The sequence below is a fragment of the Paenibacillus sp. P32E genome, from assembly GCF_001909085.1.
In the GTDB taxonomy this organism is placed as follows: domain Bacteria; phylum Bacillota; class Bacilli; order Paenibacillales; family Paenibacillaceae; genus Paenibacillus_AQ; species Paenibacillus_AQ helianthi.
In genome coordinates this window covers 193,973-209,992 of the sequence record NZ_LVYY01000024.1, presented here as the reverse complement: position 1 = coordinate 209,992, position 16,020 = coordinate 193,973, and the positions used below count along the sequence as shown (strand labels likewise).

Sequence of the window (16,020 nt, the reverse complement as noted above, 5' to 3'; positions counted from 1 at the left end):
ATAAAGTTGGACTTCCAAGCACCTTCTTGCCCGGACCATCACAGTGGCAAATATAGGGAAAAGAGGCTGCCTTGTTCCTCCTTGCTGGATAGTGTAATGTAGCCGCCCAGGAGCTTAGCCAGATCATTGCTGATGGACAGACCGAGGCCCGTCCCTCCATACTTGCGGCTGATGCTGCTGTCCGCCTGCTGAAAGGCCTCAAAGATTACCGTATGCTTGTCGGCGGCGATTCCAATTCCGCTGTCTTGTACATCAAAGACCACCCAGCGCTTCAGGGCTTGCCCTTCTGACCGCTCTATCATTCGAACATTCAGCGATACAAAGCCGTTCAAAGTGAACTTAAACGCATTGGATAACAGATTACGGAGAATCTGCTGCACCCGCTGGGGATCGGAATGAATTACCGCGGGGACGTCCTCGCTAAGGTTAATATTGAATTCCAGTCCTTTTTTTCTGGCCACCACAGTAAACTGAAGCGCGAGCAATTCCGGAATCTCGCTGACATTCAACTCCTCGTTAACCACATCCAGCTTGCCCGCCTCTACCTTGGAGAGATCCAGAATATCATTAATCAGCGCCAGCAGATCTCCGCCGGACCGGTGAATGATTGAGCCATATTCGGTGATCTCCTCCGGGGTGAGCTGTTGATCATTTTCTTCAATAATCTGCGATAAATTAATGATGCTGTTGAGAGGTGTTCGCAGTTCATGGGACATATTAGCCAAAAACTCCGATTTGAATTGGGAGGCCAGCATCAGCTGCTTGGCCCTTTCCTCCAGCACGATCTTATTCTTGTGCAGCTCTTCCGCCTGTGCGGAGAGCAGTTTGTTCGCCCTTACTACCTGGCCCGTGCGCTGCAGATCAAGCTGGAAATCACGGATGATCAGCGAAAACAGCATACTGAGAACAATCCCGGCAGGCAGTGTGATAGGCATAATTTCCGTTATGTACACCCGATCCGGTATCACTCCAAAAACAATGATATTCACCGCATTCATCAGATTCACAACCAGAATGATAAGGAGACCCTTACCCACAATCGTAACCGTGGTGCGGCGCACCCAGTAGCTGAGCCCGGCACAGACGAAGCCCAGAATCGATAAATTCAGCACGCCTGCTACCGCCGCCTCGTTCATCCCGAAGATGAGACGGGTCAAGCCTATGCCAACACCGATGATAATTAGAATAAAGGGCTGGGGAAATGCAAGCGTAGAAATAATCAGCGGCACAAACCTCAAATCAAAGATGGCGTTCTCATGCAGTCTGTAGCCAAACAATATCGTGATCCAACCGGCAAAGATGGAAAGCACGACCCAGCTTGCCTTTTTGACAGTCTCTGGAGCATGAGAAATAGTATGCTTATATATTAAATTCGCCAGATAAGCGACAGTAATCAGCAGAGCTGTGTTCATAAAAAAAATCTTCAAGTATTCCATAGCACCACTCCTTCAACGCTTACAAATATGTAATTCTTATCAATCATAGTACCATAATAGTAGGATCAACACATGAAATTACAGTCCCATTAATACCTGCGAACCAGGCCCAAATCCTTCTCCGATATATGCCTTTCTGCATAAGAAGAGCGCAAATCAGATACGATTTGCGCTCTTCTTATGCTGCGGAAACCAGGGCCTTATAGAACTCCAGCGGCTTTTCAAGCTCTGGCCTCCGCTCTGCTCATGCAATATGATTACAGGCTCCTCTTTCAGGTCACATTCCTCAGGTGTCCATGTCTCAACATCCGGAAGCATATAGTACCGGGGATGAAAGCTGCAGAACATCTCTCCCTGCTGTGTAAGTACCCGATCAGCGTTGATCTCGATAATTCTGCCGGTTACGACATGGGATTTATACATAGACATCGCCTCTCCTGTTTATGTGATTATCCTGTTTTGAGGGTGTGTTATATTAGTGGCGGATGGATTGCTCCCAGCTGCGGTATTCCGCTTCCGCATCATCTTTGGTATGGCCATAACGTTCCTGAAGTTTGCCTACCAGCTTATCCTTCTCACCGTCGATAACATCAAGATCATCATCTGTAAGTTGTCCCCATTGTTTCTTGGCCTCACCTTTAAGCTGCATCCACTTTCCCTTGATTACATTACTATCCATTACATGCTCATCTCCTTAGGTGCCTTTTTAGTATGACCAGAGGCTCATGTCTTACAAAATCATTACCCCTGATCCTTAAAAATGAATCTAATCCCGGCCGCAGAAAAGAACAGCAACCCCCGTCGGTTTCTGTCACATAATAGTCCTTTAAACTAGTATCTTAGTATTTTAAAATTTGATATAATTCAACTGTCAATAAAAAACTTTATCTTTAAGTGATTATTTTCACATGTATTATGTCCTGCTTATGCTAGAATGCCATCGAAGATGAAACGAGATAATTAAATTTTTTTCTATTATACGCCGATATATGTCATAAGGCTGCTACAAAAAGGGTCTTTGGACGGATTCAAAAGTGATAAATGTCATTTATAAAGTGATTTTTATCACTTCCAATTACTATTAAAATGTTTTACATTTTAATATATATATTTTAAACTATTTCTTTGGAGGTCATACTAAAATGAAAAAAGCTTCTGTAATTTTGTCGAGCGCTCTTGTACTTGGTACTTTGCTCGCAGGCTGTGGTAACAACAACAATAGTAACAACGCGGCAGCTACTAATGCCCCTGTCGAGTCCGCTGCACCTGCTGCATCCGACGCCGGCACTGCAACTGCTGAAACAGGTAAGTATCAAGATGGAACATATTACGGAACAGCACCAGCTGACAAAGAAACAGGCTGGCAATCATTCGTTCTGCTGACTGTTGAAGGCGGAAAAATCACCAAAGCAGATTGGGATGCTTTCAATACTAAAAAAGCTGGCGATCTGAAGAAAAAAGTTTCTGAAGATGGTAAATACGGACTGGTATCCAAAGGCGGCGGCCAAGCTGAATGGCATGAGCAAGCGGCTAAAGCTGAAGCCTTTTTGATTGAAAAACAAGATCCTGCAGCAGTAGTTGTAAATGCTGAAGGCAAAACCGATGCCATTTCCGGCGTTTCCGTTGGAGTAAGTGACTTTGTTACCGCATCTCAAGCTGCCCTGGCTGCAGGTCCTGCACAACTTGGACCATACAAAGACGGTGGCTACACTGCTGAAGGCGAAATGGATGCTAAATCCGGCTGGAAATCCACTGTTGCAATTACGGTTGCAGGCGGAAATATCGTAGCTGCTAATTTCAGCGGCGTGAACGCTGCAGGCGATGACAAGAAACAGTTTTCCATTGATGGCAAATACGGCATGAAAGCCGGCGGCGCTTCTGCTGAATGGCACGAAGAAATTGCTCTTGCCGAAAAATACTTCCTTGAAAACAAAGGTGCTGCTCCTAAACTGGATGCAGAAGGCAAAACTGATGCAATTTCCGGTGTTTCCATCCACGTTGGCGAATACTTTACACTTGCAGAAAAAGCACTTGAAGGCGCGAAATAACATTCGCTTCCCTTTTGCAGCTAATCAGATGAATGAGGTGAGTTTCTCTTGAAAAAAATAGTCATTTTGGGCGGCGGCTACGGCGGCGTACTCACGGCTAAGAAACTGGCAAAGAAGTATAAGAACAACAAAGATGTAGAAATTAAGCTGATCGACCGCAATCCTTATCACACTCTCTTGACTGAGCTGCATGAGGTGTCCGCGAACCGTGCGCCTGAGGATTCAATCAAAATTGATTTGAAGAAAATTTTTGCCGGTCTGAAAGTGGATGTTGTTCTGGATGAGATCAGCAATATTGACTTCAAGAGCAAGAAGCTGAAATCCGACAAAGCGACCTATGCTTATGATTACCTGGTAATCGGAACAGGCAGCAAACCTACATTCTTCGGAATTCCCGGAGCTGAAGAGAACACCTTCTCCTTCTGGTCGTACGATGATGCGGTTGCGCTCAAACGCCAGATTCGCGATATGTACACCAAAGCCGCCAAGGAGAAAAATCCTGCTGTCCGCCGTGCAATGCTGACCTTCGTCATCATCGGTGCTGGCTTCACGGGTGTCGAACTGGTTGGGGAAATGGCTGAGCAACGCGAAGAGCTGTGCAAGGAGTTCTTCATTGATCCATCCGAAGTACGTCTAATCGTTGCCGATATGGCTCCGAAGATTCTGCCTATCCTCCCGGATAAGCTGATTCAGAAGGCTGAAGCCCGTCTGCGCAAGCTGAACGTCGAAATCGTTACCGGTGCCAAGATCACTGAAGTGGGCAACGGCAGTGTAGCCCTCGGCGAGAAAAACATCGTGGATTCCCAGACAATTGTCTGGACTGCCGGTGTAGAAGGTTCCGAAATCGTTGGCGGCCTTGAAGTACAACAGCAAGGGCGTAAACGCATCGTTACCAACGAGCACTTGGAAAGTGTTGACCATAAGAATGTCTACGTAGTAGGGGATAACATCTTCTTCATTCCTGAAGGCGAAACCCGTCCGGTTCCGCAGATGGTTGAAAATGCTGAACAAGCCGCTCCGGTCATTGCGAACAATATCGCAGCAGACATCAGCGGTACCGCCAAAAAAGCCTACAAACCAGGCTTCCATGGCACCATGGTCTCCATCGGCAGCCGCTACGGTGTTGCCAACGTAGGTCTTCCAGGCAAGTTCTTCATGCTTACCGGATTCATGGCAATGCTGTCCAAGCATTTCATCAATATGTTCTATCTGTCTCAAGTCGTAGGCTTTAACAAAGTATGGACCTACATGATGCATGAATTCTTCCATGTAGAGAACCGCAAGAGCTTCGTGGGCGGCTACTTCTCCAAACGTTCCCCGAATTTCTGGCTGGTTCCGCTCCGTATGCTGCTTGGGGGCATGTGGTTATATGAAGGGATAGACAAGCTCAGAAAGATCTGGGAAGATCCGAATAAGATTTTCCTGATTCCTGCTCCTGCACATCTTACGGATGCTGCCTCCTCGGCCAGCGTTGCCGTCGATGCCGTCAAGGATACAGTGGATGCCCAATCCGCAGCTTCCGCAGTAACAACTGCCAAGGAAGCGGTTGAAGCTTTATGGGTTCCAGGATGGATTTATGATATCACCCATTGGTTCATGAACTTGATGTTCTATAACAGTGGCGGAACAGATTATACAGCCCTGGCTAAGTGGTTCCAAATCGGCATGGTTTGTGCCGAAATCGTCTTCGGTGTTATGCTTATCGTTGGTTTGTTTACAGCTATCTCTTCCATAGCGACCATAGGTATGGCCGTTATGATTTGGTCTACCAAGATGGCTTCAACAGAAATGCTCTGGTACGTTGGAGCAGCTATCGCGTGCATTGGCGGATCGGGTAGCGTCTTCGGTCTGGACTACTATGTCCTGCCTTGGCTCAAGAAGCAGTGGAAACGAATCCCGCTTGTACGGCGATGGTATCTGTTTACAGACTGATGTGAATACCCGTTGTTTAATGCTTCTGTCACCGTTTAATAAATAATAACAGTAACTTATGTGTATTTTGTGTTGCTGCAGCTGAATATGATGATCTTAAGAGTAATGTGTCCGTAGGACACATTACTCTCCTTATTTATCAAGGTACTAGCATAATCCATCACAGATTTGTTTGGTTTTAACAAAGGGTTTTGTAGGGATAATCAAGGCTATGGTTTCTTCCGGCAAAACCGACAAGAAGGAGAGAATCTTGTGAACAGAAAACTCATTGAAGACAGCTTCCGGTTGCTTCAGACTGAAATGTCACCGATCGCCGGAATTCAACTGCATCTCTCTCCGTCAGAATGTGAGCAACTGCTCTCGGCACTGGAACGCCATGATCTGGAATATGACCGCAAAGTCCATTTGCTAGGTATTTATATCATTCTAATTGTGGCGGCTAAACGCCATATGGAATGTGCCCCACATCATCCTGACCTGACCCGCAACATTTTGGATGGAGATTATTTGTATAGCTTTTATCTGCAATTCGCAGTGAAATGCCGTGAACTGGACCTGGTTGCTTACCTGGCTCCTTCGATTAAAAAATTGCAAATCGCGCGGTCAAATGGAGACTTCGCAGAACAAAATCCGGCGGCGGGCATTGAAGAGTTCCTGATCCAGGAGCGAAGGCAGCACAGCCGCACCAGCAAAGCCATTTGACAGGTGGGAACCGTAAAGATGAAGCTGCATGAAGCCTTAAATATAGACCTGAACGAAATTAACCATGAAATTCAGAATATTGTAGCCCGTGATAAAGACGTACCCAAAAAGTCACAGCTGGCACAAAGCATTCTGGAGCTGACCGGCTCCGGCGGCAAACGGCTCCGGCCGCTGATGGTCATCGTCGGCGGCCGTTTTGGACGCAAGCCTTCGGGCCGCAGAACGCTTCAATTGTCTGCTGCCGCTGAATTTATTCACGCCGCCTCATTAATTCATGATGATATTATTGACGATGCTGAGCTGCGCAGGGGCGCTCCTGCCCTGCACACCAAGACCGGAGTACTATCTGCGGTGCATATCGGGAATTATATGTCCGCCCGGGTGATCGAGCTGCTCAGCAAATACACCGGTGACAAAAACCGGTATGTTCATGATTTGTCAGCCGTGGCTACCGCTCAGTTATGTCTGGGAGAATACCAGCAGATGGAGCATGCCTACGATTACAATCTTACTTTTGAAGAGTACCTGGAGAAATCCCGTAACAAAACCGCCCTGCTGATGGCAACCTGCTTGCGGGTCGGCGCGCTGTCTACGGAGAGCACAGAGGAAGTCGCGAACCTGCTTTACAACTTTGGCGAAGCGCTGGGTATGTCTTTTCAGATCCAGGATGACCTGCTTGACTTCACCCAGTCTGCCGATGTGCTTGGCAAGCCGGCCGGTAGCGACCTGCGCCATGGCCAGGTTACACTTCCAGTACTGTTTGCCCTGCAAGACCCCGAGCTGGCTCCGGTGATTCGCACCATCGGCCCCTCCTCATCGGATGAGGAGGTAGCTCGTGTACTGGCCCTGATAGTCCACAGTGACGCCCTGGCCCGCACGGAAGAGGTCAGCCAGAACTATCTGATGCAAGCCGCTGGAATCATCCAGCAGTTCTCCAGCTACCCGGCGCATGCCGATCTGGAGACGCTGCTGCAGTATTTTACCGGCCGGGATCGTTAAGGCTGCTCCGAGCCAGTGTGCAGGTGCATGTAACATAGACAACTGACCTGCTAAGCGGCTCATGCCAACCCGAACACCGAAGTAACTGTAAGCATACTCCTCTCGGGGCTGTCAGAGGCGGAAGGACTGGAAGACAGATTATGGATGGACTGGAAAATAAATGAACAGATATACTAACTGACTGATACTACTTGGTGAGCAGCCTGTTCATCTAGTAGGTGTTTAGTCTGACGCGTCCAGCCAAAGTGGAAAAAGTATATCTAAATCAGCCGAAATTCTACCAAACAGACGAATTATTGGAATTAGGTATACAAATTCCAACTAAACTTCGTTGTGGTGACGCTTCAGGCGAATTAGGTATACAAATTCCACTTAGCAATAACTCCTGCAGAGAATTACTCTCTCAGTTCAATTAGGTATTCACTGAATAAGCTGTAATCAAATACGATAACACAAAAGAAGGTCCCGATTGTTGAGGCCTTCTTTTGTATTGATCTATTTCTCTCGCTTGTTGGACCTTCTTCATATCTATCTCTCCCCCCCCACTTGTGCATCTGTGGGTGAATGCGAGACGATAGATACTTATTTCGCCCTTGCCTTTGTCTTGCCTTTGCCTTTGTTTTCGCTAAACAAGCGAACGCAGCGAAGCGCCCGTGAGTAAGTTTAGCTCTATGTCCTGCGCCTGGGGTTGGGGTTGTCCTTGAACGATGGCCCCGGCGGGACAGAGTTCAAGGGTTGCTCCGCCCTACCGAGCAAGGAAAGCCGCGTAAGCCAGCTTTCCGCGCCGATGTGCCCTGCCCACCCCATGCTGGGCAGGCTAGCGTGGGGTGGGCCAAGGCAAGGTTAGGACTTCGCTGCGGGGAAGTTTGGAACTGTAGGAGCGATAGCGTCCGCCTTTGTCTCCAGATGTTATCGCTAATAGCGATCTAATCCAAAACATCTGGAGACAACAGCGGCCGGAAGTCCAAACATTCCCCGGAGCGGAGCCTCTCCTAACCGCGCCCCCCGCCAAACCCCTAACTCACATAAAAATAATCAATCAGCGTACACAGCAATATCACCATACTGATTACCTGATTCAAATTATACGAAGCCACCTTCATCAGCCGCCGGTTATGCGGCTTAATAATGCGGTGCTCGGTCATCAGCAGCATTGTAGCAATGCCGATACCGACCAGGTACATCCAGCCCAGATCGCGCCAGAGGTACAAGAACAGCAGCAGCATAATCATAATGAAATGCAGGCCTTTGGAAATGCGCAGTGCATTCTCCAGTCCGAAGAAGCTGGGAATCGACCACAGACCGTTCCGGCGGTCAAAATCGATATCCTGGGTGCCGTAGATGATATCAAACCCGGCGATCCAGAGCATAACGATTGTGCCGATCACGAACGGGGTAAAGGCGATATTTCCCGTCACTGCAAACCAGGCGCCAATCGGCGCCGAGGCAATCACAAAGCCCAAATACAAATGGCTTAAGAACGTGAAGCGTTTGGTATACGAATAGGATGAGATCAGAACGATAGCCACCGGCGACAGCAGCAGACAGAGCAGATTCAGCATGCCGGAGGCCACAATGAACAAGGCATAGTTGATGATAATGAAGAAAATAACTTCCTTCTCCGCAAGCAGCCGCTGCGGCAGATGACGGTGCGCTGTGCGCGGATTTTTGCCGTCAAAGGTTCGGTCAACCAGACGGTTAAAGGCGTTAGCACCATTCCGCGCACCGATTAGAGCAATAAGTCCCCACAGCATCATGTGGCCGGATGGCCAACCCCCTGCAGCCCAGACCATCGAAATGATGGCGAAGGGCAGCGAAAACAGAGTATGGGAAAACATCACCAGCTCGCTGAACATTTTCAGCTTGAGCGCAGAGGTTTTGACAGCATTTAAGATGGCCATATCATTCTTCCTTTTCTGTAGAAACTTGCTGCAGCACTTCATTCAAAGCAGTCAGCATGCCTTCAATATCCTCAGCGGTAATCACCAGGGGAGGCTGGAAGGCCAGCACGTTGCGGCCTATGCCATTTTTGCCGATTAAATATCCGCGGTCCTTCATCGCTTCCAGCACATCGTCGGTCAGCGCAGCCGAACCAGCAGCATCCGGACCCGCCAGTTCCGCACCCAGCATCAGACCGGTTCCCCGTACGTCAACGATCATTCCCGGATAACGTTCCTGAAGGGACTCCAGGCCCCCCTTGAGTCGAGCCCCCAATTCGGCTGCGCGCTCCGGCAGCTGTTCGTCGCGGATATAGTCGAGTACCGCCAGTGCCGTAGCCGCCGACACCGGATTCCCCCCGAAGGTTGAAGCGGAGGGCCGGTTCAAGGATGCCGCAATGTCATCTGTGGTCGCAAAGGCCGCTACCGGAACTCCGTTGCCCAGCGCTTTGGCCATACTGATAATATCCGGCACAACGCCAAAATGCTCCATAGCGAACATAGCTCCCGTACGGCCGTAGCCCGTCTGAATCTCATCGTCGATCAGCAGCACGCCGTACGCCTCCAGCAGCGCTTTGACCTCGCGGAAATAAGTGAGGGCCGGCATAATCATGCCCCCATTCCCCTGAATCGGCTCAACGATCATCGCAGCGATCGTGTGGCCTTTTTCCTTCAGCACCCGCTCCAGGCTTTTCAGAGAAACGGCTGCAGCCTCCTCCAGCGTAAGCTCCGGGTGATACGGCCGCTCAATAAACGTTACATCTTCATCCAGGTATGGATCCGTTCTCCACATTTGCAGCCCGGTTACACTCATCGTCAGATTGGTCCGCCCGTGCAGCCCGCTCTCCAGAGCAATGAAGCCTTTGCGGCCGGTATGCATTCTGGCTAGCAGAAGTGCCCCCTCATTGGCCTCCGAGCCGCTGTTGACGAAGAAGCTGCGGCGCAGATTCCCCGGAAGCACCTCTTCCAATCGCTCTGCCAAATCCACATTCGGCTGCGTAAGATACACTGTCGAGGTGTGCTGGAGCTGCTGAAGCTGCGCAATCGTACGTCCTGTAATTACAGGGTTGCAGTGGCCGCAGGCGACAACCGATACCCCGGCAAAAAAGTCCGTATACGGCTTGCCGTTCTCATCATAGACAAACTGCATGCTTCCACGCACGAGCTGCGGCGCATCCCGGTAAAAGTGTGCGGTGCAGGGATAGAAATATTGCTTTCTTTTGGCGGCAACCGCTGTTCTTCCAATGGCTGTCTCTTGTTGCTTCATGAAGGGTTCCTCTCTTTCAGGCGCCCGTCCGGGCGGTACAGTAGGGATTATGAATCTGTAAAACTTCTTTGTGAAAAAAATTACTTAACAATCATACGTTTACCGTTATTATACGCTCCATGGCGATATTTTAAAATTTAAATAATTCAATTAAACTGCAGGGCACCGAGCGTATAACCAGCATACACAGGCGTAAGTCCGCCCAGTAGATCCTCTTGCGAATGTGTTCCGCGAAGGGCAGCCTGGTAGGCAGCAATGATTGTCCGCAGCTCTTCCGTACTGTATGTGGCGCCCTCGATCCGGAAGCTGGCAATACCAAGTCCGCGCATTTCGTTCAGCATTGGCAGGTAGCAAAGTTCTTTGGAGAAGAGCAGATGGCAGCGCCCAAATTGGTCACGGTAGACTGGATTTTCACCCTTATCGGTTTTGAGAACCAGTACATCATTACGGACATAGAGATTATCTTCTTCAGCAATAGGCTCCATAACCTCGGTATTCTCATATAGATCATGTTCCATGTACATCAGCGCCGGTGTGCCGTGAACAACAACCTCCAGCGGCAGATCACAACGCGAGGTGAAGGCGGCAAAATGCTCCATCGTCATTTCCGGTGATACGGTCAGCTTTTCCAGCCCCAGTCCGGCGTACAGCCCTGCAGAAAGATGATTGTAGATATTCAGATTGGCATCACCGATCAACGGGTACCCGTATGCTCTGTAGCGCCGAATGGCCCCAAGATTGGTAATCATCAGTCCATCAATAGGCAGTCGCTCTCCGTTCAGCAAATGATCATACTGGTTAAAATGAAGCTCGTTCATCATCCGCGGCATGCCAAGGTACAACCGGGTATTCCCTTTAATGGCCCCAAGCTCCTTAATATCCTGCTTCGTAAACGGCCGGTCCGGCTCAAATACATCTCCAGGCAGATACAGGCTCTCTACACCCATTTCGATGACCAGACGGGCCTGCTCCATATTATTCACACGTACAGCTAGTTCCGGTACAGCTTTTGAACCCTTTCCTGCCTCGGCCAGACGTTCGCGCAGCTCCTGCACCCGGGTTTCGGACAGCTCACGTTCGGCAGTTGGCGTACTGAATACCTTACCCGTGCTGTAGAATTTGCCTGTACCTTCGTACCGGCGGTTAATGTTCGACAGACCTGGTTTGCCAAAAGCGTAAGCGGTGGAGAAATCGCGTTTGCGGTTTTTGTATAGCTCTTTGGAGTCCACAGTCCGGTCAAAGCCAATCGGATCTTCAATATACCGGTCAATAGCCTCACTGTAGCTGTTCGCCAGGGAGACCATGAATTCCTTATCGCGCATCCGGCCTTCAATTTTGAAAGAGGTAATTCCTGATTCGATCAGCTCCGGAAGATGCTCATACATGAACATATCCTTGACGGCCAGCGGATATTCTGCCGGGAATACATATCCGTCCCGCTTAATCCGGTAATCCCAGCGGCAAGGCTTCATACATTTGCCACGGTTGCTGCTCATCCCGAATACCTGGGAGCTGAAATAGCAGTTCGCCCCGTGAACAGAGCACATATCACCATGAACAAAGTATTCCAGCTCCATGCCGCTCTGCTGCCCCAGCAGCTTAGCCGTCTGCAGGTCCATTTCCCGCGAGGTAACCACCCGGCTTACTCCAAGATCACGCAGCGCGTAGATCATCTCCAGATTGTGCACATTCATCATGACCGAAGCATGGATAGGAACGGTAAGCGCCATCTCGCGGATGAGCTCCAGCACTGCCATATCCTGAACAATCAGCGCATCCGGACGGACCTCGTCAAGAAACCGCAGATAGGCTCTCGCTTCCTCCACATCATCTTCGCTGAAAAGATTGTTTACGGTGATATATACTTTTTTATCTAAACTGTGGGCGATGTCCAGGGCTTCAATAATTTCTTCATGCGATAGATTATAGCCTTTGCGCATCATTCTCATATTGAGTACAGGACCGCCAAAATACACCGCATCACAGCCCGACTCGACCACTGCCTTGAAAATATCAAATGTTCCCGCAGGTGCGAGCAATTCAATTTCTTTTCCGTTAAAAAATCTTGCCATTACCTATTCCTCCTAAAATATCACAATAATGCCACTGCAACTCCCATGATAATAAACATAGCAACAAAAACAGTATCGGCAGCGCCCCACCTCAAACGGTGATACCGGCTGCGCGGAGCATCCATGCGGAAGCCTCTGGCTTCCATGGAATAGACCAGATCCTGTGCCCGCCGGAAGGCGCTGGAGATCACCGGCACAAGCAGCGACACTAGCATCCGCGCTTTCTCTTTCAAAGGCAGCTCCTGCAGATCAGCTCCGCGGGAGGCCTGGGCCTTCATAATAATCTGCGATTCATCCAGAATCGTAGGAATAAACCGCAGCGCAATGCTGATCATCAGCGTAATCCGGTCCGGCGACAGTCCTAATTTCTTGAAGGGTGCCAGGATCCCCTCTAGTCCCTGATTGAGCTTGCCAGGCGTTGTGGTAAAGGTAAGGAGCGCCGTGAACGTGATCAGAAACAGCATGCGGATGACAGAAAAAGCAGCCAGGCGCAGCCCCCCCTCATGCAGCGAGAACGAGCCGGCGGACCAGAGCACATCTCCCTCTTTGACGGACAGAAGCTGTACGATGAAGATGAACAGCATCAAATAACGCAAGGGCTTGGCCGCCTTGATGAAATACTTCAGCGGAATACGCGTCGAAGCCATGATCGTAATCGAAAATACAGCCAGCAGCGCCATCGACAGCCAGGAATCCGACAGCAGAATTACAGCTACATACAGCAGCATCCCGGTAAGCTTGGAACGCGCATCCAGCTTGTGCACCCACGAGCCGGTCTCAATGCTTCGTCCCAGCAGCAGCCGCTCATTCATGGGCATCCCCCATTCCAGCCGAGTTCCCTGATCTGACGGTCCCCGGCAATGAAGCGATCAGCTCGGCAAGGCTCTCAGCGGTAAGGCGGGGCCTCTCACCCGCAAGGCCGAACTGGCCAGCAATGGCGTGCCAGTAACGGAGCGAATGCGGCACACCCAGACCGCAGCGCGTAAGGATGTCCGGATCGGCAGCAAGCTCTCCACCGCTGCCCTGAAATGCAATTTTCCCGTCCTTTAACAGAATCCAGCGGTCGGCAACCGGCAGCAGTTCATCCATCCGGTGGGTTACGATAATAACCGTCCGGCCCTGTTCGCGGCAGAGACGCTCCAATTGCGCGATCAACTCCGCCCGGCTGACCGGGTCCAGTGTGGCGGTTGGCTCGTCCAGCACGACTATTTCCGGGTCCATGGCCAGTACGGAGGCGATGGCCGCCTTGCGCATCTGTCCTCCGCTTAAGCGGAATGGATTGCGCGAGAGCAAGGCGAGGTCCAGCCCCATTTCGAGCATGGCTTTGCGTGCGCGCTCCTTGGCCTCCTCCGGACTCATGCCAAAGTTGAGCGGTCCGAAGATCAGGTCCTTTTCCACCGTATCTTCGAACATCTGCTGCTCCGGAAATTGAAAGACCAGTCCGACCCGGCGGCGCAGCGGCAGCAGCTTCGGTGATTTCTCACCGGCCCGTATAGTCACATCCAGCACTTTTACCGTCCCCTGCGTTGGTTTAAGGATGCCATTAAAGAGCTGCAGCAGCGTAGACTTGCCCGAACCCGTTGCACCCGCAATCCCGGTAAGCGAGCCTTTGGGAATACCAAGGGTAATATCATGCAGCGCCGTCTGCTTCCACAAGCTTTTCTCGGCGTAAGTAAAGCTTACTTGCTCTAGTTGTATGGCCATAGTGTATCTATTAGCTCCTTTTCGCTGGCGGGCACATCCACCCTGATTCCCCGGCTTTGCAATTCCCGGGCAAGACGCCAAGGATACGGCTCCAGCAGATGGCATTTCTCCAGAAGCTCTGCATTTCCGAACAGCGCCTGCGGGGTCGTATCAGCGGCAAGACCACCGCCATGCAGGGCCAGTACCCGGTCCGAGGCCAGGATCTCGTCCGCATCATGCGTGATCATCAGGATGGTGTACTGCCCATCTGATCTCATCCCTTGAAGAATGCGCAGCAGCTCATCACGGCTCGCCTCATCCAACATGGAAGAGGCCTCGTCAAAGATGACGATGCCTGGCTTCATAGCTAGGATGGATGCAATGGCGACACGCTGCTTCTGTCCACCCGACAGCTCGCCCGGATGCTTGGCCAGCAGATCCTCAATCCCCAGCTTCAAGGTATAGGTTCTCAGGCGTTCCTCCATCTCCGCGTAGGGCAAACACAGCCCCTCCAGCCCAAACAATATATCTTCCTCCACCGTAGCCCCGATGAATTGATTGTCGGGATTCTGGAACACCATACCGATGCATTGGCGGATGGCGCTAATCGTTTCTTCACCCAGCTGATGGCCGCATATGGTGATCTCTCCGCCGCTTTTGGGCAGTAGGGCGTTCATCAGCTTAACCAGTGTGGACTTGCCGCAGCCGTTCGGTCCTACTATACTCACCCACTGGCCCTGTGGAATGGATACGCTGATATTGTGGAAAATAGGATGCTCCGGATCATAGCCAAAAGATACTCCGTCCAGCTGGATCACAGCCGGCACCCCGCCTGCATTCTCCACGTCTTGATATGCTTTATTCATGTTAGTCATCCCTCCGCTGATGGGTCCGCTTTAGCCCAAAAACTCTTCAAACAGCGATATTTTGGACAGCGACGCTATTAGATAACGTACGGCGAAGCCAACTGCGATCCCCGTCACAATCCCGGTAATAAGCAGCACCGGCAAGTAATAGAAAATACTCATAGATTTGAATACAATGGCTGCCGCGAACAGCTGCCCCGTATTATGGGCCAGTCCACCCGCTATACTAATACCGATCACACTCAACTTCCCGCCTCCCCACTTCACCAGCAGGAACATCACCACAAAGCTGAGCAGCGATCCGAACAGACTGAAGAGAAGACTCGAAAAGGTGCCCAGCAGGAATGCAGTAAGCAATGTCTTCAGAATGACCAGCACAAAGGCGTCACGGCCCCTTAAAAAGAAAATACAGGTCAAAATCATGATATTGGCGAAGCCGAGCTTGGCGCCAGGCATGAGTCCGACCCCAACCAGAGGGATCTGGGCCTCCACTAAACTTAGTACTACAGCGACCGCTGCGAAAATAGCCACAATCACCGTACGCTTTAATGCTGTTGTCGATTCACTACTGGACATAGGCATCTATATCATCCTCCCCCGACACACCGCCTGCAATTTCTACTAACACCCGGTGCGGCAGGCACACGATGGTCTGCTTCGGACGGGTAATATGGCCAAAGCCCAGGCATACCTTATCGGGACAGTCCGCATCGTACATTTCAATCCCATAGTCATACACCTTCAGAATGTTATAGCCGCGCTCTGTGCGGATATCAATGGTTTGTTCTTCTTTTGTAAGCTTCACTGTCTTATACAGCTTGCCATCCACCGTTATATTAGCTACCAGGTTGTTTCCGGGTCCCGCCTTGTCGCTATCGTTCGAGAGCCATCTCGGCACGATAAAAGCAAGCGCGGCAATGAGCACGATGGAAATCAGCAGCACATCTGCGCGTTTCATAATGATCTCCCTTATTTTTTAGTTAAAATCCAGACTTATTAATTATAACGGTCTGTTTGCAATCCTTCAATGAATGTACTCGGGTTTTGTCGGTTTTAGGGAGCAGTTCACAAAATAGGC

General features: G+C 50.4%; 15 protein-coding genes. 4 read left to right on the top strand and 11 right to left on the bottom strand.

The features are described from left to right. Positions 1-38 precede the first annotated feature (38 nt). The 3 genes from A3848_RS20720 to A3848_RS20710 form a co-directional block, all read right to left on the bottom strand. The gene (locus A3848_RS20720; protein ID WP_074086745.1) at positions 39-1,436 is read right to left on the bottom strand and encodes a sensor histidine kinase; all 1,398 of its coding nucleotides are present in this window, start codon (positions 1,434-1,436) and stop codon (positions 39-41) included. Between the two features lie 156 nt (positions 1,437-1,592). After that, the gene (locus tag A3848_RS20715) at positions 1,593-1,865 is read right to left on the bottom strand and encodes a hypothetical protein (RefSeq protein WP_143192435.1); all 273 of its coding nucleotides are present in this window, start codon (positions 1,863-1,865) and stop codon (positions 1,593-1,595) included. A gap of 46 nt (positions 1,866-1,911) precedes the next feature. Next, complete coding sequence (locus tag A3848_RS20710; RefSeq protein WP_074086743.1) at positions 1,912-2,115, bottom strand: CsbD family protein; 204 nt, start codon at positions 2,113-2,115, stop codon at positions 1,912-1,914. Between the two features lie 463 nt (positions 2,116-2,578). On the opposite strand from A3848_RS20710, the gene A3848_RS20705 reads away from it, so the two are divergent. The 4 genes from A3848_RS20705 to A3848_RS20690 all read left to right on the top strand — a co-directional run bounded on the left by A3848_RS20705 (position 2,579) and on the right by A3848_RS20690 (position 7,117). Beyond that, entirely contained in the window at positions 2,579-3,484 is a 906-nt protein-coding gene (locus tag A3848_RS20705; protein WP_074086742.1) for an FMN-binding protein, read from the top strand. Between the two features lie 48 nt (positions 3,485-3,532). Next, entirely contained in the window at positions 3,533-5,416 is a 1,884-nt protein-coding gene (locus A3848_RS20700; protein WP_074086741.1) for an FAD-dependent oxidoreductase, read from the top strand. 252 nt (positions 5,417-5,668) lie between these two features. After that, on the top strand, positions 5,669-6,118 hold the full coding sequence (locus A3848_RS20695; RefSeq protein WP_074086740.1) for a hypothetical protein: 450 nt from the start codon (positions 5,669-5,671) through the stop codon (positions 6,116-6,118). A gap of 18 nt (positions 6,119-6,136) precedes the next feature. Then, on the top strand, positions 6,137-7,117 hold the full coding sequence (locus A3848_RS20690; RefSeq protein WP_074086739.1) for a polyprenyl synthetase family protein: 981 nt from the start codon (positions 6,137-6,139) through the stop codon (positions 7,115-7,117). A 1,016-nt stretch (positions 7,118-8,133) separates the two neighbouring features. On the opposite strand, the gene A3848_RS20685 is transcribed toward A3848_RS20690, so the two are convergent. From A3848_RS20685 to A3848_RS20650, 8 genes are all read right to left on the bottom strand, one after another. Then, positions 8,134-9,018 (bottom strand): UbiA-like polyprenyltransferase, encoded by an 885-nt coding sequence (locus A3848_RS20685; RefSeq protein WP_074086738.1) that lies wholly within the window; start codon positions 9,016-9,018, stop codon positions 8,134-8,136. Position 9,019: 1 nt separating this feature from the next. Next, the gene (locus A3848_RS20680; RefSeq protein WP_074086737.1) at positions 9,020-10,321 is read right to left on the bottom strand and encodes an aspartate aminotransferase family protein; all 1,302 of its coding nucleotides are present in this window, start codon (positions 10,319-10,321) and stop codon (positions 9,020-9,022) included. Between the two features lie 146 nt (positions 10,322-10,467). Then, a complete protein-coding gene (locus A3848_RS20675) occupies positions 10,468-12,393 on the bottom strand; it encodes a peptidase U32 family protein (RefSeq protein ID WP_074086736.1) in 1,926 nt (641 codons plus the stop codon). A gap of 20 nt (positions 12,394-12,413) precedes the next feature. Continuing rightward, complete coding sequence (locus A3848_RS20670) at positions 12,414-13,205, bottom strand: energy-coupling factor transporter transmembrane component T family protein (protein WP_074086735.1); 792 nt, start codon at positions 13,203-13,205, stop codon at positions 12,414-12,416. Next, entirely contained in the window at positions 13,198-14,097 is a 900-nt protein-coding gene (locus tag A3848_RS20665) for an energy-coupling factor transporter ATPase (RefSeq protein WP_074086734.1), read from the bottom strand. The genes A3848_RS20670 and A3848_RS20665 overlap by 8 nt, the downstream gene beginning before the upstream one ends. Further along, entirely contained in the window at positions 14,082-14,942 is an 861-nt protein-coding gene (locus A3848_RS20660; RefSeq protein ID WP_074086733.1) for an ATP-binding cassette domain-containing protein, read from the bottom strand. Before A3848_RS20660 ends, A3848_RS20665 begins: the two co-directional genes overlap by 16 nt. Positions 14,943-14,972: 30 nt before the next feature. Further along, the gene (locus A3848_RS20655; RefSeq protein WP_074086732.1) at positions 14,973-15,524 is read right to left on the bottom strand and encodes a Gx transporter family protein; all 552 of its coding nucleotides are present in this window, start codon (positions 15,522-15,524) and stop codon (positions 14,973-14,975) included. Beyond that, positions 15,508-15,900 carry a NusG domain II-containing protein gene (locus A3848_RS20650; RefSeq protein WP_074086731.1) on the bottom strand — a complete coding sequence of 131 codons (393 nt, stop codon included), beginning with the start codon at positions 15,898-15,900 and terminating at the stop codon, positions 15,508-15,510. Before A3848_RS20650 ends, A3848_RS20655 begins: the two co-directional genes overlap by 17 nt. Positions 15,901-16,020 lie beyond the last annotated feature (120 nt).